The sequence below is a fragment of the Streptomyces sp. NPDC028331 genome, assembly GCF_055565775.1.
In genome coordinates this window covers 123,739-142,516 of record NZ_JBVHTR010000012.1, presented here as the reverse complement: position 1 = coordinate 142,516, position 18,778 = coordinate 123,739, and the positions used below count along the sequence as shown (strand labels likewise).

21 protein-coding genes are annotated in these 18,778 nt (G+C 73.3%); 6 read left to right on the top strand and 15 right to left on the bottom strand.

Going from position 1 to position 18,778, the window contains the following annotated elements; genetic code table 11:
• Window positions 1–26: 26 nt before the first annotated feature.
• The 6 genes from egtD to ACZ4SW_RS19540 all read right to left on the bottom strand — a co-directional run bounded on the left by egtD (window position 27) and on the right by ACZ4SW_RS19540 (window position 6,043).
• A complete protein-coding gene (egtD, locus tag ACZ4SW_RS19565) occupies window positions 27–998 on the bottom strand; it encodes an L-histidine N(alpha)-methyltransferase (protein WP_468244710.1) in 972 nt (323 codons plus the stop codon).
• Window positions 995–1,822 (bottom strand): ergothioneine biosynthesis protein EgtC, encoded by an 828-nt coding sequence (egtC, locus tag ACZ4SW_RS19560; RefSeq protein ID WP_468244708.1) that lies wholly within the window; start codon window positions 1,820–1,822, stop codon window positions 995–997. The genes egtD and egtC overlap by 4 nt, the downstream gene beginning before the upstream one ends.
• On the bottom strand, window positions 1,822–3,138 hold the full coding sequence (gene egtB, locus ACZ4SW_RS19555) for an ergothioneine biosynthesis protein EgtB (protein ID WP_468244705.1): 1,317 nt from the start codon (window positions 3,136–3,138) through the stop codon (window positions 1,822–1,824). Before egtB ends, egtC begins: the two co-directional genes overlap by 1 nt.
• A complete protein-coding gene (gene egtA / locus ACZ4SW_RS19550) occupies window positions 3,135–4,451 on the bottom strand; it encodes an ergothioneine biosynthesis glutamate--cysteine ligase EgtA (protein ID WP_468244703.1) in 1,317 nt (438 codons plus the stop codon). The genes egtB and egtA overlap by 4 nt, the downstream gene beginning before the upstream one ends.
• An 872-nt stretch (window positions 4,452–5,323) precedes the next feature.
• A complete protein-coding gene (locus ACZ4SW_RS19545; RefSeq protein ID WP_468244700.1) occupies window positions 5,324–5,770 on the bottom strand; it encodes a type II toxin-antitoxin system PemK/MazF family toxin in 447 nt (148 codons plus the stop codon).
• Window positions 5,771–5,848: 78 nt separating this feature from the next.
• Window positions 5,849–6,043, bottom strand: a complete 195-nt coding sequence (locus ACZ4SW_RS19540; RefSeq protein ID WP_468244697.1) for an antitoxin — start codon at window positions 6,041–6,043, stop codon at window positions 5,849–5,851.
• Window positions 6,044–6,376: 333 nt separating this feature from the next.
• Here ACZ4SW_RS19540 and ACZ4SW_RS19535 point away from each other — a divergent pair, with 333 nt between their 5' ends.
• Window positions 6,377–6,982, top strand: a complete 606-nt coding sequence (locus ACZ4SW_RS19535; protein ID WP_468244695.1) for a GOLPH3/VPS74 family protein — start codon at window positions 6,377–6,379, stop codon at window positions 6,980–6,982.
• 147 nt (window positions 6,983–7,129) lie between these two features.
• On the opposite strand, the gene ACZ4SW_RS19530 is transcribed toward ACZ4SW_RS19535, so the two are convergent.
• The 4 genes from ACZ4SW_RS19530 to ACZ4SW_RS19515 form a co-directional block, all read right to left on the bottom strand.
• A complete protein-coding gene (locus ACZ4SW_RS19530) occupies window positions 7,130–7,816 on the bottom strand; it encodes an SDR family oxidoreductase (protein ID WP_468244693.1) in 687 nt (228 codons plus the stop codon).
• Window positions 7,786–8,019, bottom strand: coding sequence for a muconolactone Delta-isomerase family protein (locus ACZ4SW_RS19525; protein WP_468244690.1), 234 nt, complete (start codon window positions 8,017–8,019; stop codon window positions 7,786–7,788). Before ACZ4SW_RS19525 ends, ACZ4SW_RS19530 begins: the two co-directional genes overlap by 31 nt.
• 246 nt (window positions 8,020–8,265) lie before the next feature.
• Window positions 8,266–9,753, bottom strand: coding sequence for an SPFH domain-containing protein (locus ACZ4SW_RS19520; RefSeq protein WP_468244688.1), 1,488 nt, complete (start codon window positions 9,751–9,753; stop codon window positions 8,266–8,268).
• Window positions 9,754–9,889: 136 nt separating this feature from the next.
• Complete coding sequence (locus ACZ4SW_RS19515; protein ID WP_468244685.1) at window positions 9,890–10,108, bottom strand: hypothetical protein; 219 nt, start codon at window positions 10,106–10,108, stop codon at window positions 9,890–9,892.
• A gap of 258 nt (window positions 10,109–10,366) precedes the next feature.
• Between ACZ4SW_RS19515 and ACZ4SW_RS19510 the strand changes: the two genes are divergently transcribed.
• Together ACZ4SW_RS19510 and ACZ4SW_RS19505 are read left to right on the top strand one after the other, a co-directional pair.
• Window positions 10,367–11,413, top strand: a complete 1,047-nt coding sequence (locus ACZ4SW_RS19510; protein ID WP_468244682.1) for a LacI family DNA-binding transcriptional regulator — start codon at window positions 10,367–10,369, stop codon at window positions 11,411–11,413.
• 62 nt (window positions 11,414–11,475) lie between these two features.
• Window positions 11,476–12,909: a benzaldehyde dehydrogenase gene (locus tag ACZ4SW_RS19505; protein WP_468244680.1), complete on the top strand. Its 1,434-nt coding sequence runs from the start codon at window positions 11,476–11,478 to the stop codon at window positions 12,907–12,909.
• 19 nt (window positions 12,910–12,928) lie between these two features.
• Here the strand turns inward: ACZ4SW_RS19505 and trxA are convergent, their stop codons facing one another.
• Window positions 12,929–13,360, bottom strand: coding sequence for a thioredoxin (trxA, locus tag ACZ4SW_RS19500; protein ID WP_468244678.1), 432 nt, complete (start codon window positions 13,358–13,360; stop codon window positions 12,929–12,931).
• 73 nt (window positions 13,361–13,433) lie between these two features.
• Here trxA and ACZ4SW_RS19495 point away from each other — a divergent pair, with 73 nt between their 5' ends.
• Complete coding sequence (locus ACZ4SW_RS19495; RefSeq protein WP_468244675.1) at window positions 13,434–14,864, top strand: dihydrolipoyl dehydrogenase family protein; 1,431 nt, start codon at window positions 13,434–13,436, stop codon at window positions 14,862–14,864.
• Between the two features lie 26 nt (window positions 14,865–14,890).
• Here the strand turns inward: ACZ4SW_RS19495 and ACZ4SW_RS19490 are convergent, their stop codons facing one another.
• Complete coding sequence (locus ACZ4SW_RS19490; protein ID WP_468244673.1) at window positions 14,891–15,538, bottom strand: peptide deformylase; 648 nt, start codon at window positions 15,536–15,538, stop codon at window positions 14,891–14,893.
• Between the two features lie 133 nt (window positions 15,539–15,671).
• Between ACZ4SW_RS19490 and ACZ4SW_RS19485 the strand changes: the two genes are divergently transcribed.
• Both ACZ4SW_RS19485 and ACZ4SW_RS19480 read left to right on the top strand, forming a co-directional pair.
• Window positions 15,672–17,066: a PepSY-associated TM helix domain-containing protein gene (locus ACZ4SW_RS19485; protein ID WP_468244670.1), complete on the top strand. Its 1,395-nt coding sequence runs from the start codon at window positions 15,672–15,674 to the stop codon at window positions 17,064–17,066.
• 38 nt (window positions 17,067–17,104) lie between these two features.
• On the top strand, window positions 17,105–17,368 hold the full coding sequence (locus tag ACZ4SW_RS19480; RefSeq protein ID WP_468244668.1) for a hypothetical protein: 264 nt from the start codon (window positions 17,105–17,107) through the stop codon (window positions 17,366–17,368).
• Here ACZ4SW_RS19480 and ACZ4SW_RS19475 read toward each other — a convergent pair.
• The 3 genes from ACZ4SW_RS19475 to ACZ4SW_RS19465 all read right to left on the bottom strand — a co-directional run bounded on the left by ACZ4SW_RS19475 (window position 17,355) and on the right by ACZ4SW_RS19465 (window position 18,715).
• Entirely contained in the window at window positions 17,355–17,702 is a 348-nt protein-coding gene (locus ACZ4SW_RS19475) for a tetratricopeptide repeat protein (RefSeq protein ID WP_468244665.1), read from the bottom strand. The genes ACZ4SW_RS19480 and ACZ4SW_RS19475 overlap by 14 nt on opposite strands.
• Before the next feature lie 84 nt (window positions 17,703–17,786).
• The gene (locus tag ACZ4SW_RS19470; RefSeq protein WP_468244663.1) at window positions 17,787–18,230 is read right to left on the bottom strand and encodes a MarR family winged helix-turn-helix transcriptional regulator; all 444 of its coding nucleotides are present in this window, start codon (window positions 18,228–18,230) and stop codon (window positions 17,787–17,789) included.
• Window positions 18,227–18,715, bottom strand: a complete 489-nt coding sequence (locus ACZ4SW_RS19465) for a MarR family winged helix-turn-helix transcriptional regulator (protein WP_468244661.1) — start codon at window positions 18,713–18,715, stop codon at window positions 18,227–18,229. The genes ACZ4SW_RS19470 and ACZ4SW_RS19465 overlap by 4 nt, the downstream gene beginning before the upstream one ends.
• Between the last annotated feature and the right edge of the window lie 63 nt (window positions 18,716–18,778).

Sequence of the window (18,778 nt, the reverse complement as noted above, 5' to 3'; positions counted from 1 at the left end):
GGCGGGTGTGTCACACGCGCGCCCGCTCAGACGGCCGGGCGCGCCGAACTCAGGGACAGGGCGAACCTCCCTTCCCGGTCCGTCCACCAGTGCGTCAATTCCAGCCCCGCGGCGGCCAGTTCACGGCGCACGCCGTCCTCGCGGAACTTCGCCGACACCTCCGTGCGCAGCTCCTCGCCCTCGGCGAAGTCGACCGCCAGGTCCAGCGCGGGCACCTTCACGGTCTGCGCGGTTCGCGCCCGCAGCCGCATCTCGATCCACTCGTTCTCCGCGTCCCACAGCGCCACGTGGTCGAATGCGTCCGGGTCGAAGTCGGCGCCCAGCTCCCGGTTGACGACGGTCAGCACGTTCTTGTCGAACGCGGCCGTCACCCCGGCAGCGTCGTCGTACGCCGCCACCAGCACCGAGGGGTCCTTGACCAGGTCGGTGCCGAGCAGCAGCGCATCCCCGGGCGCCATCAGTGCCCTTACGGCCTTCAGGAACGTGTCCCGTTCGGCGGGCACCAGGTTGCCGATCGTGCCGCCGAGGAACGCGACGAGCCGCGGCCCGGGCGTGTCCGGCAGCGTCAGGCGGGCGGTGAAGTCGGCGATGAGCGCGTGCACGTGCAGACCGGGCCGCTCGGCGGCCAGTGCCTGCCCCGCCTGGGTGAGCGCGCTCTCGCTGACGTCGACGGGGACGTACGTGTGCAGCCCGCTCATCGCGTCCAGCAGGTGCCGTGTCTTCTCGGACGAGCCGGAGCCCAGCTCGACCAGCGTGCGCGCGCCGGCCGCGGCCGCGATCTCCCCGGAGCGGGCGATGAGGATCTCCCGTTCGGCGCGCGTGGGGTAGTACTCCGGCAGCTCGGTGATCTTTTCGAACAGGTCGCTGCCGTGGGCGTCGTAGAACCACTTGGGGGGCAGCGTCTTGGGGCTTCCGGTGAGGCCGGTCAGGACGTCCGTGCGCAGCGCGGCGTCCGTGGTGTCCTCGGGAAGGGTGCGGGTGAGATGGAACGGGCTCACGTGCGGGGCTCCTCGGGTGATGTCGGTGCCCCCACTCGAGCCGAGCCGGGAGTGGGGGAGGATGCCATGTCGTCGCGCGGGTCCTTGAGCGGGGTCAGCAGGACGTCGGTGGTGTCGGCCGTGAGCAGCGTGCGGTCCGGCACCTCCCGCCAGTGCGGGTCGTCGTCGTAGGGCTCGGAGGCCACGACGACGCGGCTGCCCGGCTCGGCGAGGTACCAGAGGGTGTCGCCCCACGCGGTCGCCGCGATCGTCGAGCCGTTGGTGAGCAGCAGGTTGAGCCGGGAGCCGGGGGCCGCCGCGGCGACGTCCAGCACGGTGTCGGCCAGCGCCTGCCCGCCGTCGTCGCCGAGGCGCAACCGGTTGAGCACGAGCGCCCAGACCAGGGCCGAGTCGGTGCGGGCCTCCAGCGACAGCAGTTCGGCCGACGGCAGGGACCGGGCGAGCTGGGCGACGGAGCGGGGCCAGCCGGGGACGGCCCCGTTGTGGCTGAACAGCCACCGGCCCGCGACGAAGGGCGCCGCCGCGGCCTCCCCGGCGGCACACCCTTCGGTCGCGTCCCGCACGGCCGCCAGCAGCGCACCGGAGCGCACGACCCGCACCAGATCGGCGAAGGACGGGTCGCTCCAGATGGGCTCCATCCGGCGGTACCGCGCGGGCACCGGGTCACCCTCGGCGTACCAGCCGACGCCGAAACCGTCGGCGTTGACCGTCCCGTACCGCTGCCGCCTCGGCTCCCACGACTGCCGGTACAGGCTGTGCGACGGCTCCTTGAGGAGCCGGCCGAGCGGCTCCTCCGGTCCCAGGTAGGCGAGATGACGGCACATCACACGTCCCGGGCGGTGCGGAAGCCGGAGAAGATCTGCCGCCGGATCGGATAGTCCCAGTTGCGGAACGTGCCCCGGCAGGCCACCGCGTCCACGGCGAACGAACCACCGCGCAGCACCTTGTACTCCGGCCCGAAGAACACCTCCGAGTACTCCTTGTACGGAAACGCCGTGAACCCCGGGTACGGCAGGAAGTCGCTCGACGTCCACTCCCACACGTCACCGATGAGCTGCCGTACGCCGAGCGGTGAGGCGCCCGCAGGAAAGCTGCCGGCCGGCGCGGGACGCAGGTGCCGCTGCCCGAGGTTGGCGTGCTCGGGCGTCGGGTCGGCGTCGCCCCACGGGTAGCGCCGGGACCGTCCCGTGGCCGGGTCGTGCCGGGCCGCCTTCTCCCACTCGATCTCGGTGGGCAGCCGGCGCCCGGCCCAGCGCGCGTACGCGTCCGCCTCGTACCAGCACACGTGCAGCACCGGCTCGTCGGGCGGTACGGCCTCGGTGACGCCGAAGCGCCGCCGCAGCCACTGCCCGCCCTCGCGGCGCCAGAACAGCGGGGCCTCGATGCCGTGGGCGCGGATGTGGTCCCAGCCCTGAGGGGTCCACCAGCGCTCGTCGCCGTAGCCGCCGTCCTCGATGAAGGCGATGTAGGCCCCGTTCGTCACCGGCGTGGCGTCGATGTAGAAGGGCGCGACCTGACGCTGGTGGGCCGGCCGTTCGTTGTCCAGCGCCCACGGTTCGGTGGAGGTGCCCATGATGAACGGGCCGCCGGGCACGAAGACCTCGGGCGGTCCGTCGTAGGGCTCCACCGGCTCCGGATCGGGGGCGGTGAGCGCCTGGGGGCCCTTGCGGAGCTGGTGTGTGATCAGCATGGTCTCGTCGTGCTGCTGCTCGTGCTGGGCGATCATGCCGAAGGCGAAACCCGCCTCCGTCAGGCGCCGGCCCTCGAACGGCGTGCGCTCCAGCACGTCCAGGGCCCGCCCGCGCACCTCGGCGGCGTAGCGGCGGGCCTCGTCGGGCGGCAGCAGCGGCAGGGAGGGCCGCTCGGCGCGCGGGTGCTCGAAGGCGTCGTACAGCCCGTCGATCTCGGGGCGCATCGCCTCACGGCCGGCGACCGCGCGCAGCAGCCACTGCTCCTCCTGGTTGCCTATGTGCGCGAGATCCCACACCAGCGGTGACATCAGCGGGGAGTGCTGCGCCATCAGGTCGGCCTCGTCGACGCACGTGGTCAGGAGCGCGGTGCGGTCGCGGGCCGTGGTGAGGGCGTCCAGCACGCGCTTGCGGAGTATCTCGGGGTCGATCGGGGACCGTTCGTCGGTCATGTGCGGATGTCCTTCCCGTGGAACCGGGTGTCGTCCCCGCCGGCGGGGCTGTTCTTCCCGTGGAACCGGAGCAGCAGGTCGTCGGCGGGGCAGCGGCCCCGCGCCACATAGCGGTCGGTGAACTCGGCGACGGCGTCCAGCACATCGGCGGTGGCACCGAGCCTCGGCAGCGCCTCGGCGGCGGCCGTGAAGCAGGCGACGGCTGCCTCCTGCAGATCGGGGTCGGCCAGACCGTCGCGCGCCGCGGCGATCCACAGCGGATTGCACGGCGCCGGCAGGGGGCCGGCCCGCTCGGCGAGCGGTTTGACCGACCGGTACGCGGTCTCGGCGGCCTCCGGGTCGTCGAAGAGCGCGGCCGCCACGGCGAGCGGCACCATCCAGCCGTCGTCACCCGGCTGCGCGTCGATCATGCGCAGTTCCAGGTGGCCGCGGGGGCGGACCGGAGGGAACAGGGTCGTCAGGTGGTAGTCGAGGTCGCCCCGGTCCGGGGGATCGGCGGACCGGGTCCAGTCCCGGAAACTCAGGCCCCGCGGCACCCGCCAGGCACCGCCGCCGTTCCGGACGCACATCACCGGTGCGTCCAGCACGTGCCGGGCCCAGGCGGTGCGCGGGTCGCCGTCGAGCGGCGGCGCGCTGGAACGTCCCGGGTCCATGGCCGACCACAGGGACTGCCGCGTCGAGCGCCAGCCCGTGGGCCGGCCGCCGGCCAGCGGGGAGTGCGCGAACGCGGCGACCAGGACCGCGCCGAGCTGGTGCGCCAGCCACCACCGCCGCCCGAAGCCCAGCGGCCCCGGCTCCTCGTGCCCGGCGTCCAGGCACACCTGCACGGAGGCGGAGGAGCACATCATGGACCGGCCCTCGGGCCCCGTACGGTCCAGGCAGCGCTCCATGGCCTCGTAGCGCGGCTCACGGAGGTAGCGGCGGGGAGGGCGCCACGGGTCGTGCCCGTGGCCGCTGAGGCCGAGCCCCGCCTCGCGCAGTACGGCGCGCACCGCGTCGAGGTCGGCGGAGACGGAGCCGATGCACTCCATCAGGGAGGCGGCCGGAGCGGAGCTGAGCTCCAGTTGGCCGCCGGGTTCGACCGTGAGGGCCGAACACAGGGGCAGGGTCCGCAGGGCGGCATAGGCCGCGTCGAGACGTTCCGGCGGTACGGGGAGCCACGGCGTGCGCAGCTCGTGGACGAGCCATTCCACTTCGACACCGAGCGAGCGGGGCGGTCCGGTCTTGAAGCAGATACCGCGGACCAGCGCCTCCACGTCGGCTTCGGTGACGGCGGAGCGGTGCTCCGTACAGTCACTCACCGAATCGGACATGTCGGGATCCTCCTGAGAGTCCACCATGTCGCCGATCCGGGCCCCAGGAGGCCGGACCGGCATCGCTCGTCCCACCCAAGACGCTCCCGTGGATTCGCACAAGGGTGCACAGCGGGGCTTTCCGGACTGCTTGCTTCTTGTTGTGCGCGTGATGAGAGGTGGTTTCCGGGGCCGCGAAACTCTGTTGCGGCGTGAGACCAGCATCGCTCACCATGCGTTCATGAGCACGACGGGGGAGATCGGCGCTGGCGGACCTCTCGCGGGTCGGTACGACGCTGCGAGACTCCACAAGACGTCCCGTCGGACGTCTCTAGAGCTTGGGGGAGGGCGCGCGACGCGCTCACGGCGCCCACGGGGGTGGCGCCGTGAGCGCGCGCCTGCGCGCGGTGGCGCGGCGGACGCGGGAGATCGCGCCGTCGGGCGCCTGCCGGGCGCCCGACGGCGTACGGTGACCATCGCCGCGGCGGTCGAGTCGGCCCGCGCGGGCGCGCGGGTGTACGTACGGCCCGGACACGGTGGGGGCACCGCCGGCCGCACCGGTCGCCACGGGCCTGGAGGTCACCGGCGAGAGCAGTCCGGAAGCGGCCCGCCGCCCGGTCGGCCGTTCGGGTGACCCGGTGGCGTGCCGAACTTCGCCCCCGCTCTCCTCGCGTCGTCCGTTCACCCGCGGTGCCCGTCTTCCGCAACGACCACGGGCGCCTGCTGGACGTGCCGTACGGGGTGGTCTCCCTGACCGCCGCAGCGCCGAACGTGCAGGCCGCACGCCGGGGGCGGCGACCCGGGCCGCGTTCGCAGATCACCGGGCCTCGTACCGCTGACGGGCACCCGCCCCGCACGCCGCGATGCTCGTTGATCACGGCGCGATACGCGCCCTAGTTCCAGCCGTAGCGTTCCCGCAGCCGGTGCACCACGAGGTTGAACCGCATGCGGTCCAGCGCGCACGCCTCGCGCCGCATGCCGGCCTCGTGCACCCGCAGGACGCGGTCCACGTCCACCCAGGAATCGCGCCCCGACCGGTCCCAGGGGCCACTGCCGATCGGCACCCACTCCCGGTCGCCGTCGTGCCGTTTGCTGGACAGCTGCACGGCCAGCAGCGTGCCGGCCGCCTCGCGGGCCACCACGAGCACCGGGCGGTCCTTGCCGCGCCCGTCGTTCTCCTCGAACGGCACCCACGTCCACACGATCTCGCCGGGGTCGGGGTCGCCGTCGTGCGCGGGAGAGTACTCGGTCCGCACCCGGCCCACCTCGCGGGGGTCCGCCTCGGTGGTGGCGGTGGGGCCGTGGCGGCCGGGCACGTCTTCTTCGGTAAAGGCAGTCACGCGGCTCACGGTAGAGCGTCACGCCGGAGACGCACCGAGCGGGTCGGCCCTTGACGCCGCGTCAACTACGATCGGCTGTTACGGCTCGGGCGGGTTGTCCTGCTCCGGCCGGGACCGCATCTGTTCCCTCAGCGCGTCCGGGCCCTTGTCCACCTGGCCCGGCTGCGTTCCCTGAGCCTGCTCGCCGGTGGGCCGCCCCGCCCTGTCATGGCCCTCGCCCATGCGTTCCCCGTGCCCCTTGAGCATCTGCCTCAGCTTGTCCATCACGGACATGACACCCTCCTTCGCGTGTCCGCCCCTTCCTTCAAGGATCGGGGCCGTTCGCCGGGGGTGCATCCGCTGGGCGCGCCGGGGTGCGGGACATCGGGCCGTCCAGGCCGCATCGGTGTGGTCAGCGCTTGCCCGGCTCGCCGTCGGGCAGCCAGGCCGTCGGCTTCCCGCACCACGGGGCGGGTCGTACGGCGCCCGCCCCGGGAGACCCTCCCCCGGCGGCGGGCGCCGTTGCGGCTTCGACGGACCGTCGTCGACGCAGCCGCGCTAGTGTCGGGCTGTCGGGGCGGCCGCTCGACGACCGCCGCCGCCGGAGCCATTGACGGGGAGCCGCACATGACCACTGCACGGGACCTGCTGATCGTCGCCCTGGACGCGGCGCCCGTCCGTCCTGCCGAACCGGGCGACCTCTCCCTCGCGCTCGCGGGAGCGGAGTTGCTCGACCTCCGGGACGCCCGGGCCCTCACCCTGGACGGAGACCTCGTCGTGCCGGGCGACCCGCCGGTGACCGACGACCCTCTGGTACGGCAGGCCGCGGCGTCACTCGTCCGGCAGGCGCCCTACGAAGCGGTCGAGGACTGGCTGTGGCGCCGCGGGCGCGGCCTGTCCTCGGCATATCTGGCGGCCTTCGAGGACGAGGGGCTGCTCAAGCGCCAGCACCGCCGCCTGCTCCCGTCCTGGACCGGCGAGGCCGTGCTGACCGATTCCGCCGCCCGGCAGCGGGCGGCGGGCCGATGGACCGAGGGCGAGCCCGTGCTCGCCGCGCTCGCCACGGCCGTCGGGATCCGCGAGACGCCGGCCGGAGAACTGCCGGAGGAAACGGACGAGGCGGTGACGACGGTGCTCGCGGCCGTCGACGACGCGGTGACCGAACTGACGGCCGTCCGACAACGACGGGCCATCGAGAAGGCGGCCTTCGACAACATCTGGAGGGGGAACTGACGAACATCCGGCGGGGGGGGACTGACGACGACCATCCGGCGGGGACTGACGCGGACCCGGGCCGCCTGCTGTCCCGAAGGGCGGGTCGCTGACCCGGAGGACGGGTCGCTGACCCGAGGGAGGGGTCGCTGACCCGAAGGGCGGGGCCTATGCGTCGAGCGGCTGGGACAGGGCCGCCTTGACCTGCCTCGTCCGCTCGTCGGCGAGGACCTCGACCCGGTTGTCGGCCAGAGCCCGCATGGTCTGCTCCGCGACGTCCGCGGCGCTGATCTTCGGTGCGTCCGTCCAGCCGGCCAGGTCCGTGTCCACGAAGCCCGCGTGCACCCCGACCACCAGCGTGCCCTGGTCGCGCAGCCCCTCGCGCAGCGCGCCGGTCAGCGACCACTGCGCCGCCTTGGAGGCCGCATAGCCGGGCCAGCCGGGCCGGCCCGCCCAGGACGCCACCGACAGCATGTTCACCAGGGCACCGCCCCCGTTGCGTGCCAGGACGGGGGCGAAGGCACGGGCGACGGCCCAGGTGCCGAAGAAGTTGACCTCCATCGCCTCACGGGCACCGTCGAAGGAACCGTCGAACAGCTTGGTGTCCCAGCCGCCCACACCGGCGTTGTTGATCACAATGGTGACGTCGCCCGCGGCGGTGGCGGCCGCGGCGACCTCCTCCTGCCGGGTGACGTCCAGACGCAGCGGCGCGACGTCCGGGTCCGTCACGCTCTCCGGGTTCCGCGCCGCCGCGTAGACCCTGGCGGCACCGTGGTCGAGCAACGCGCGGGCGAAGGCCCTGCCGATGCCGCGGTTCGCGCCCGTCACCAGGGCCACCGATCCGGTGATGTCCATAGCTCCTCCTCAAGCGTCCTCGGCCGCGAACAGCCCGGCGCGCGCCACTCGACCGGCCGGAGCTGCGGGCGCCACAGGCGCAGCAGGCGCCCCTGCGCGGCCGGCTCCCGCGAGTGCGCGGCCTCACGGGCCCGGATGTCCGCGCCGGCTTCGTCCGGTACGCCCTCGGGAACACGGGTGGTCATGGTGACGAGGGATTCCACGGCGAGACTCCCGCTGCCGCTGACGGTGCCCTCCGCACCACCATCACGCGCGGCGCGGCGACGCGCACCCTTGCCGACCGCGCATCACCGGTCGGATCAGTGACCATGGGTGAGCGGCCGTCGCGTCGCGGAACGTGCTTCGGGCGTACGGAACCGGGGTCCCGTACGCCCGAAGCCTGAACGCCGTAACGCTTCGACGGTTCAGCCGCTCAGCGGTTCAGCGGTTCAGTGGTTCACTGCGGGGGATCACCCCTCGTCCGTCTCCACCGCCACCTTCTCCGCCCGCGGCGGCACGAACCCGTTGAGCCCGGCCGTACCGGCCTCCGGCGTTCCGTTCCGGTTCATCGAGGACAGCAACTGGCGCGCGAGCCCCAGGCCGGTGCCGCCCATCGTCAGGGCCTTGGCGAACACGTCGGCCATACCGTCCGCACCGTTGAGCAGCACCATGTTGTCGACGTTGCCGAACGCGGACGCGCCCGCCTCGACGATCTCCGGCCACTTCTCGGCGAGCTGCTGCGCGACCACGGCTTCCTGGTTCTCCGCGAGGGCCGCGGCGCGCGCCTTGATGGCCTCCGCCTCCGCGAGACCCTGGGCGCGGGTCGCCTCCGCCTCGGCCAGGCCCCTCGCCTGGGCCGCGGCCGCCTCGGCCTCACCGGTGGCGCGAGTCGCCTCGGCCGCCGCCGAGCCGCGCGCCTTGGTCGCCTCGGCCTCCGCCGCCGCGGCCGTCTTGACCCGCGTCGCCTCGGCCGCCGCGGCCAGCTCGGTCTCCTTCGCCTTGGCCTGCGCCGCCGAGATCCGCGCGTCACGTTCGGCCTCGGCCAGGGTGCGCTTCTCGTACGCCTTCGCGTCCGCCGGCTTGCGCACGTCCGCCTGGAGCTGCTGCTCGCGCCGGTGCGCCTCCAGCTCCGCGACCCGGGTCTCCTGCACCACGACCTCCTGGCGGGCCGCCGCGTCGGCGAGCGGACCGGCCTGGCGCGCCTTGGCGGCCGCCTTGTCCCGCTCCGCCTGGTAACCGGCCTGCAGGATCTCGCTGTCCCGCGTCGCCTCCGCCATCCGAGCGAACGACTGCTGCTCCGCCTCGGTGGCGAGACGGTTCGCCTCCGCCTGCGCGATGCGCGCGTCCCGCTGCACCGCCGCCGCGTGCGGCGCGGCCAGGTTCTGGATGTACCCGGTGGGGTCCTCGATCTCGTGGATCTGCAGCGAGTCCACGATCAGGCCCAGCTTCTCCATCTCCGTACCGCAGGCGGCCCGGGTCTGACCGGTGAGCTTCTCGCGGTCGCGGATCATGTCCTCGACCGTCAACCCGCCCACGATGGACCGGAGATGACCGGCGAACACGTTGTGTACGCGCTCCGACATCAGCTTCTGCTGGTCGAGGAAGCGGCGGGCCGCGTTGGCGATCGACACGAAGTCGTCGCCCACCTTGAAGATGACCACACCCCGCACCTTCAGCGGAATGCCCTGATGGGTCACGCAGTCCACGTGCAGTTCGGTCTCGTTGAGGTCGAGCGACAGCTTGCGCACCGCCTGCACGCCCGGCAGGACCAGCGTGCCGCGCCCCGTGACGATGCGGAAGCCCATGCCTTCCTCGAGACCCTCGGTCCGATGCTTCGAACCGGAGATGATCAGTGCTTCGTTGGGCTCCGCCACACGCCACATGAGCTTGAAGATCCCAACGATGACAAGCAGCGCGAGGACGACGGCCCCCGCGACGACGCCGATGACCATCGGCATACGCCCCCTTTGCCTGGTGCCGGGTTTCGGCACCGAACGAAGGCGAGTCTGCGCCTTGGCAAGCCCGGGGTGAAGACACTGACGGAACCTTGTTGCAATCTTGACGCCCACGCCTCTCACCTGCGGTGACAGGGGCTCAACTGTCGTACATGGCCTCCACGTAGACCGTCCGCGGCGGCAGATACTCCACCACCATCACCACCGCGCCGCGCTCGATGCGGCCCGACCCGTCCGCGGGATACGCGAGGAAGTGCTCGGCGCCGCCACGCACCCGGACGATCACCTCGCCGACCAGCCCGGGCCCGACGGTGCCGGTGACACGTCCCATCAAGCCGACCATCGGCGCATCGTCCATGGCCACAGGGTACGGTCCGAACACGTCGACGTCGCCGGTGCGTCCGGGGCGGTCCCGCGCCGCGGCCGGCCACCGCCCGCACCGGTGCAGGCCGCCTCCGACTGCACCGCCGGTGACACCACAAGCGGCTCGCTGTCCGCCGGACCGGGCAACCGCGCCCCCGGCCGGCGCCCGCTGCATGTGCAACTGCCCTTGTGGAAGGGGTAGTTCCGGCCATGCGCCCACCCCGGGGACGGGCGGTGTGAGCGTTCTGCGAAGATGCGGTACGTCATGGTGCAGATACCGGAACAGCCCGTCCCTGCGTCGCCCGCACCATCCGCCGTGCCGACGAGTGCCGATGTGGCACGCCTGGCCGGTGTCTCGCGCGCGACCGTCTCCTACGTGCTGAACAACACCAGCGCCGTACGGATCAGCGAACCCACCCGCCGCCGCGTCCACGAGGCCGCCAAGGAGCTGGGGTACGTCCCGCACGCCGCCGCCCGCAGCCTGCGCGCCGGACACAGCCGCATGGTGCTCATGCCCTCCCCGAACGTGCCGGCGGGCCCGCTCTACAGCCAGTTCCTCAACGAACTGCAGTGGGCGCTCGGCCGGCTCGACTACACGGTCGTGCAGTACGGCGGCCTCGGTCTCGACCGCGACGAGGCCGCCCGCGGCTGGGCGGAACTGCGGCCGGTCGCGGTCATCGTGCCCGGCGGCGGCCTCGGCCCCGAGGGCGTGCACGTCCTCAAGCGGTCCGGGGCCCGCGCCGTCGTCACCCTCGGCCCCGAACGCGTCGAGGGCGCGCACACGCTGCTCCTGGACCACCACGGGGTCGGGCACAGCGCCGGGGCCCATCTGCTGGCCCGGGGCCGCCGCCGCGTGGGCGTGGTCATGCCGGAGGAGCCCGGCCTGGGATTCTTCTCCCGGCCCCGGCTGGCAGGCGTACGGCGTGCTGTGGAGGGCACCGGCGCGACCGTCACCGAGCTTCCGCTCGCCTACGAGGAGGACTCCGCGGCCCGGCTCGCCGCGCGCTGGCGCTCCCTGGGCCTGGACGCGGTCTTCGCGTACAACGACGAGTACGCGATGCTCCTGATGCGCGCCCTGCAGGACGAGGGCGTGGCCGTCCCGGAGGAGACGGCCGTGGTCGGCGCCGACGACCTGATGCTCGGGCGGCTGCTGCGGCCGCGGCTGAGCACGGTCCACATCGAACTGCCGTCCGGGCGCCACCTCGCCGAGCTGGTCGACCGCGCCGTGCGCGATCCTGGAGGTGTGCCGGAGGTGCACGAGGTGTTCGGGGCACGGATCGTGCACCGCGATTCAAGCTGAGCACGCGGGACGGGACTCCGCCGGCACCGCGCCCCCACCCGGTGCCGGATCGGAGAGCCGTCATGCTGCTCGACACGGAGACCTGGCAGCCCCGCCCGCTGACCGGCGCCGAGTACGCCGTGACCGAGCCCGCCACGGGCGAGTCGCTCGGCACCGTCACGCTCGCCTCCGAACAGGACGTGGAGACCGCCGCCCGGGCGGCCGTCACCGCCCAGGGCGCCTGGGCGGGAACCCCGTACACCCTGCGCGCCGCCGTGCTCCGCAGGGCCGGCGACCTGCTCGCCGCGCACACCGCCGAACTGCGCGACTGGATCGTCCGCGAGTCCGGCTCCGTCCCGGACAAGGCCGGCCTCGAACTCCATGTCGCCGCACAGGAGTGCTATGAGGCGGCGGCCCTGGCGTCCCACCCGACGGGCCAGGTCCTGCCGTCGGAGGCACCCAGGCTGTCGTACACGCGCCGCGTCCCCGTCGGCGTGGTGGGCGTCATCGCGCCCTTCAACGCGCCGCTGATCCTCGCCATCCGCTCCGTCGCCCCGGCCCTCGCCCTCGGCAACGCCGTCGTGCTCAAACCCGACCCGCGCACCGCCGTCTGCGGCGGCCTCGCCCCGGCGGCCGTGCTCGCCGAGGCCGGACTGCCCGACGGGCTTCTGCACGTCCTGCCCGGCGGCCCCGACGTGGGCCAGGAACTGGTCGCCGACCCGCGCGTCCCGGTGATCTCCTTCACCGGCTCGACCGCCGCCGGCCGGGCGATCGCCGAGGCCGGCGGACACCACCTGAAGCGGGTGCATCTGGAGCTCGGCGGGAATTCCGCGCTGATCGTCCTCGAGGACGCCGACCTCGAAGCCGTCGTCTCCACGGCGGCCTGGGGTTCCTTCTTCCACCAGGGCCAGATCTGCATGACGACCGGCCGCCACCTCGTCCACGCGTCCCTGTACGAGGAGTACGTCGAGCGGCTCGCCGCCAAGGCCGACACGCTCACCGTGGGCGACCCCTACCGTGAGAAGGTCCATCTCGGCCCCGTCATCGACGCGGGCCAACTCGCCCGGATCCACGGCCTGGTGGCGGCCAGCACCGCCCGCGGCGCGAAACTCGTGGCGGGCGGCACGTACCGCGGCCTGTTCTACCGGCCGACGGTGCTCGCCGGAGCCGACGACACCACACCGGCCTACACGGAGGAGGTCTTCGGGCCGGTCGCACCCGTACGCCCCTTCACCACGGCCGAAGAGGCCGTCGGCCTCGCGTCCGCGGGGCCCTACGGCCTCTCCCTGGGCATCGTCACGCGCAACACCGCGCGCGGTCTCGACCTGGCCGAGCGGATCCCGACGGGCATGGCCCACATCAACGACCAGACCGTGGGCGACGAGCCCGTCGCACCCTTCGGCGGTCTCGCCGCCTCCGGCACCGGCTCCCGCTTCGGCGGCGAGGCGAACCTGGACGCCTTCACCCACCTGCGCTGGACGACGCTGCGCGGGGACGTGGCGACGTACCCCTTCTGACTGCCCTCACCGGCAGCCGCTACTCGCCGTTCTGCTCGGCCTTGGTCTGCTGCTCCGCCACCGCCTTGCGGACCTCGTCCATGTCCAGCCTGCGGGCCTGCCCGATCACGTCGTCCAGAGCGGACTGCGGCAGCGCACCAGGCTGCGCGAACACGGCGACCCGGTCCCGGACGATCATCAGCGTGGGGATCGACTGGATGCCGAACGCAGCCGCCAGCTCGGGCTGCGCCTCGGTGTCCACCTTGCCGAACACCAGGTCCGGGTTCTCCTCGGCGGCCTTCTCGTACACCGGCGCGAACTGACGGCACGGCCCGCACCAGGACGCCCAGAAGTCGATCAGCACGAAGTCGTTGTCCTGCACCGTCTGGTCGAAGTTCTCCTTGGTGAGCTCCACGGTGTTGCTCATGGCGAATCCCTCTTCCTGATGTCGGGGCCGAGCCGCTGTCGTCAACGGTCACACCTGGTCACGTATTCCGCGCCCTACCCGTGTGGCCACCGGGCACACCACCCACCAGACTGTCCCCATGACGGAAACGGAATCCATCGCGTACGACGTCGTGGTACTCGGGGCCGGTCCCGTGGGGGAGAACGTCGCCGACCGCACCCGTGCGGCGGGCCTGTCCACCGCGGTCGTGGAGAGCGAACTGGTCGGCGGCGAATGCTCCTACTGGGCGTGCATCCCCAGCAAGGCGCTGCTCCGCCCGGTGATCGCCCGCGCCGACGCCCGCCGCGTCCCCGGCGTCGCCCACCGCGTGCAGGGCCCCCTCGACGCCTCCGCGGTCCTCGCCCACCGCAACTACGAGGTCGGGGACTGGAAGGACGACGGGCAGGTCTCCTGGCTCGACGGCATCGGCGCCGACCTCTACCGGGGCCACGGACGGCTGGACGGTCCACGCAGGGTGACCGTCACGGGTCCGGGCGGGGAGCGGCAGGTGCTGACCGCCCGCCACGCGGTGGCCGTGTGCACGGGCAGCGACGCCCAGCTTCCCGACCTGCCCGGGGTCGCCGAGGTGAACCCGTGGACCAGCCGTGAGGCCACCAGCGCCGCATCCGTCCCCGGCCGGCTGATCGTCGTGGGCGGCGGTGTGGTGGCCGCCGAGATGGCCACCGCCTGGCAGGCCCTCGGCTCGCGGGTCACCGTGCTGGTCCGCGGCAAGGGCCTGCTGCCGCGCATGGAGCCGTTCGCCGGGGAGCTGGTCGCCGAGGCGCTCACCGAGGCGGGCGCGGACGTGCGCACCGGGACCTCGGTGGAGTCGGTACGTCGCGAGGGCGACACGGTCGTGGTCGTCACGGACGCCGGCGACCGCCTCGAGGCCGACGAGATCCTCTTCGCCACCGGCCGGACTCCGCGCACCGGCGACATCGGCCTCGACACGGTCGGCCTGGAGCCCGGCTCCTGGCTGCCCGTCGACGACTCACTGCGCGTGACGGGCAGCGAGTGGCTGTACGCGGTCGGCGACGTCAACCACCGCGCGCTCCTGACCCACCAGGGCAAGTACCAGGCCCGTATCGCGGGCGCGGCGATCGCGGCCCGCGCGGCGGGCGTCCCGCTGCTGGAGACGGACCGCTGGGGCGCCCACTCCGCGACCGCCGATCACGCGGCCGTCCCGCAGGTGGTCTTCACCGACCCGGAAGCGGCGGCCGTGGGCCTGTCGCTGGCCGAGGCGGAACAGGCCGGCCGCCGGGTCCGCGCCGTGGACGTCGAGTTCTCCTCGGTGGCGGGTGCGAACCTCTTCGCCGACGGCTACCGCGGCCGCGCCCGCATGGTCGTCGACCTGGACAGCCAGACCCTGGTGGGCGTCACGTTCGTCGGCCCCGGCGTCGGCGAACTCATCCACTCCGCCAGCATCGCAGTCGCCGGCGAGGTGCCCATCGACCGTCTGTGGCACGCGGTGCCCTCGTTCCCGACGATCAGCGAGGTGTGGCTGCGGCTGCTGGAGGCGTACCGGGGATGATCGACCGGCGATGACCCCGGCCCACGCTAGCCGGGCAGCGTGAACCCCATTTCCCGCGCTGCCCGTTCCGGCGTCGGCTGGGCCCACCGTGCCGCGACCGCCTCGTTCGACGACAGCGAGCGCAGCTCGGCCCGGTCCAGGTAGAGCGTGCCGTCCAGGTGATCCGTCTCGTGCTGGACGATACGGGCCGGCCATCCCGTGAACTCCTCGTCCACGGCGGCCCCGTGCTCGTCCAGCGCCCGCAGCCGCACCCGGGCGTGCCGGGCCACCACGGCCTGCCAGCCCGGCACGCTCAGGCAGCCCTCGAAGAACGCGGCGCGCTCGGTGCCGACCGCCTCGTACGACGGGTTCACCAGCACCCGGAAGGGCTGCGGCACCCGCCCGCGTGCCACCCGCACCTCGTCCGGCACCGGCGCCGGGTCCTCGATGACCGCGATCCGCAACGGCACCCCGACCTGGGGCGCCGCGAGGCCCACTCCCGGCGCCGCACGCATCGTCACACGCAGGGCCTCGACGAACCGGGCCAGCAGCGCGGGCTCCAACTGACCGTCGAACGGCTCGGCGCCACGGCGCAGCACCGGCTGACCGGCGGCGACGATCGGCAACGGGCCGCCGGCGGCGAGCAGTTCCTCGACCCGCTCGGCGAGAGGCTTCAGGTCACGTGCGGATGCCATCGCGCCAGCATGCCACGGCACCCTCGGCTCCTTCGTGTGACCCACGCCACGCACACCTGCCGGAACTCGGCCCCGTCCTTCCCCGACCTCTGGACCGCCACCGCTGAGAACCGAGCCCTCGGAGAGGCCGCCGATGTCCACCGCTCCCTCACCCACGACGGACCAGTCCCCGCCGCCCGTCGCCCCCTCGCCCTCCCCATGGGCGCCGCTGCGGCCCCTGGTGCTGCGCCTGCACTTCTACGCGGGCCTCCTCGTCGCCCCGTTCCTGCTGGTCGCCGCGCTGACGGGAGTCCTGTACGCCGCCTCGTTCCAGGCCGAGAAGATCGTCTACGCCCACGAGCTGACCGTCCCGGCCGGCGACGCCAAGCTGCCGATCGGCGACCAGGTCGCCGCCGCCCGCAAGGCCCACCCCGAGGGCACCGTGTCCGCCGTACGCCCCTCACCGGCGAAGGACGCCACCACCAGGGTGCTGCTCACCGGCGTCCCCGGCGTCGCCGAGGGCCACACACTCGCCGTCTTCGTCGACCCGTACACCGGGAAGGTACGCGGCGCCCTGGAGCAGTACGGCTCCACCGGCGCCCTGCCGCTGCGTACCTGGATCGACGAGTTCCACCGCGACCTGCGTCTCGGCGAGAACGGGCGGCTCTACAGCGAACTCGCCGCGAGCTGGCTCTGGGTGATCGCCGGCGGCGGCCTCGTGCTGTGGTTCGCACGCCGGCGTGCACAGCGAGCGGTCCGCGGCACGAGCGGCCGCCGCCGCACCCTCGGACTGCACGGCACGGTCGGCGTGTGGGCGGCGGCCGGGTTCTTCTTCCTCTCCGCGACGGGCCTGACCTGGTCCGCCCACGCGGGGGCCAACGTCGACGCGTTGCGCACCTCCCTCGGCCAGGCCACCCCGTCCGTCTCGGCGGCCGCGGGCGGCGAGCACGCGGGCCACGGCTCGGCGGCGGCCACCGGCGGCGGCGAGCACGGCGTGGGCCCCGACGCGGTGCTGGCGGCGGCACGCGCCAAGGGGCTGAGCGACCCGGTGGAGATCGTCCCGCCCGCCGACGCCGCCTCCGCTTACGTCGTGAAGCAGGTGCAGCGGAACTGGCCCGAGAAGCAGGACTCGGTGGCCGTCGATCCGGCCACCGGCGAGGTCACCGACGTCGTGCGCTTCGCGGACTACCCGGTCCTGGCCAAGCTGACCCGCTGGGGCATCGACCTGCACACCGGTGTCCTCTTCGGGATCGTCAACCAGGTCGCCCTGATGGCCCTCGCGCTCTGCCTGGTCCTGCTGATCGTCTGGGGGTACCGCATGTGGTGGCAGCGCGGCCGGGCGGGCGCGTTCGGGCGGCCGATCCCGCGCGGCGCCTGGCAGCACGTGCCACCGCAGTTCCTCGTGCCCTGCCTGGCGGTGATCGCGGTCCTCGGCTACTTCCTGCCGCTGCTCGGCATACCGCTCGCGGTGTTCGTCGCGGTGGACGTCGTGCTGGGCGAGATCGCGCACCGGCGTGGCAGGCGCACGTACGGCGGCCGGGTGGCGTAGTCCGATACGCGGAAGCGGATGCCGGAGGGAGATGACGGATGGCACAACGCGACCGCGAGGCCGTCCTCGCCCGCTTCGTCACCGCGCTGTCGCCGGCCGGCGAACAGCTCCTGCGCGCCCTGCCGGAGACGGCCGGCGCGGGCGGCACGACGGACGCCCCCACGGGACGGACCCGGCGGACGGCGGCGGCCGACACTGAGCGCCGCCGTCCCGCGGCGGCCGGTACGCGGCCGCCGGCGTGCACGGTGGTGGGGCTCGCCGCGTGGGGCGCCGCCGGCCGCCGCGTGATCAGACGTCCGTGAAGTCACCCGCGAGCGCCGAGGCCAGCCGCAGATGCGGTGCGGCCTCGCTGTCGCGCCCCTGCCGCTGGAGGGTGCGCCCGAGCAGCAGCCGGGCGTAGTGCTCCACCGGGTCGCGCTCCACGAGGACGCGCAATTCCGCTTCGGCGCGGCGCAGTCGGGCCGAGTGGTAGTAGGCGCGCGCCAGCAGCAGCCGCGGCCCGGTCTGCTCCGGCACCTCGGCGACCAGCCCCTCGAGGACCTGCGCCGCGGCGTAGTAGTCCTTGGCGTCGAAGAACATCCGCGCCCGCTCCCAGCGCTCCGCGGCTGTCCCGTGGTCGTAGTACGTGGTCTTCACGGAGGACCTCCTCACGGGGCGCACAACCGGCACGGATGGTTGAATATTCCACGACCTTGGGAGCGTGGCGTGTGGGGTTCGTGCCTACGCGGCCGTCAGCTCGGCCGTCGCACGGTCGAGCACCAGCGTCAGCACGCGTCCGGCCGCCTCCAGGTCCTCCCGCGGGATGCCCGCATAGAGGCGGGAGGCGATCTCCTGGCCGGCGGCCTGGATGCCGTCGAACCGCTCCCGGCCGCGGTCGGTGAACGAGACCCGGCCGTCGGCGGAGACCTGGAGAACCTCCTCGGTGACGAGCTCGTCGACCGCCGTGCGGACGGTCTGCTCATCGGTGACCTTGAGCGCGTCGGCCACCAGCGCCGCGAGCGAGTTCCGCTCGACGTCCCCGCCGTTGTCGGCGAGCGTCCGCAGCACGGTCGACTGGGTGAAGGTGGTGCCGGTGCGGGCGAGCGCGCGCTCCAGCAGGGCACGGCTCGCGTAGTGGGTGAGGCCTATCAGCCGCCCGTTGGCGAGAGGGGTGGGCTCGGTCATGACTGCTCCTTGTCGAGGTCGGTGACGACGAACGGATCGAGTGGGGCGTCGAGCAATGTCCGCACCTCACGCATGAAGTCCTTCGTGCGGGCGCTGCCCGGTCCGCCGAGTGGCTGGAGGAACTGTTCATGGAGCCGCTGGACCGCCTGGATCGCCTGCCGCGCCACCTCCTGCCCCCGGGTGGTGAGCGAGAGCTGCACGGCCCGCGGGTCCGCCGGGTCCCGGGTCCGGTCCAGGAGGCCGGCCGCCTCCAGGGTGCGGGCGAGCTTCGAGACGTAGAGCGCCTCGAGCCCGGTGTGGTCCGCGAGTTGCCGCTGGCTGGGGCGCCGGCCGGTGCGGTGCATGCCGGACAGTGTCGCCACCAGCGAGTACTGAGCGTGGGTCAGGCCGAGCGGGGCCACCGCGCGGTCGACGGCCACACGCCACTTCATCGACAGCCGCCAGACGAGGAATCCGGGCGTCGCGCCCTCGGGTGCCGTACTCATGAAAGATACAGTACATGGCTACTATGTCCATGGCTACTATCCCTGTGACTACTGTTTTCCTTC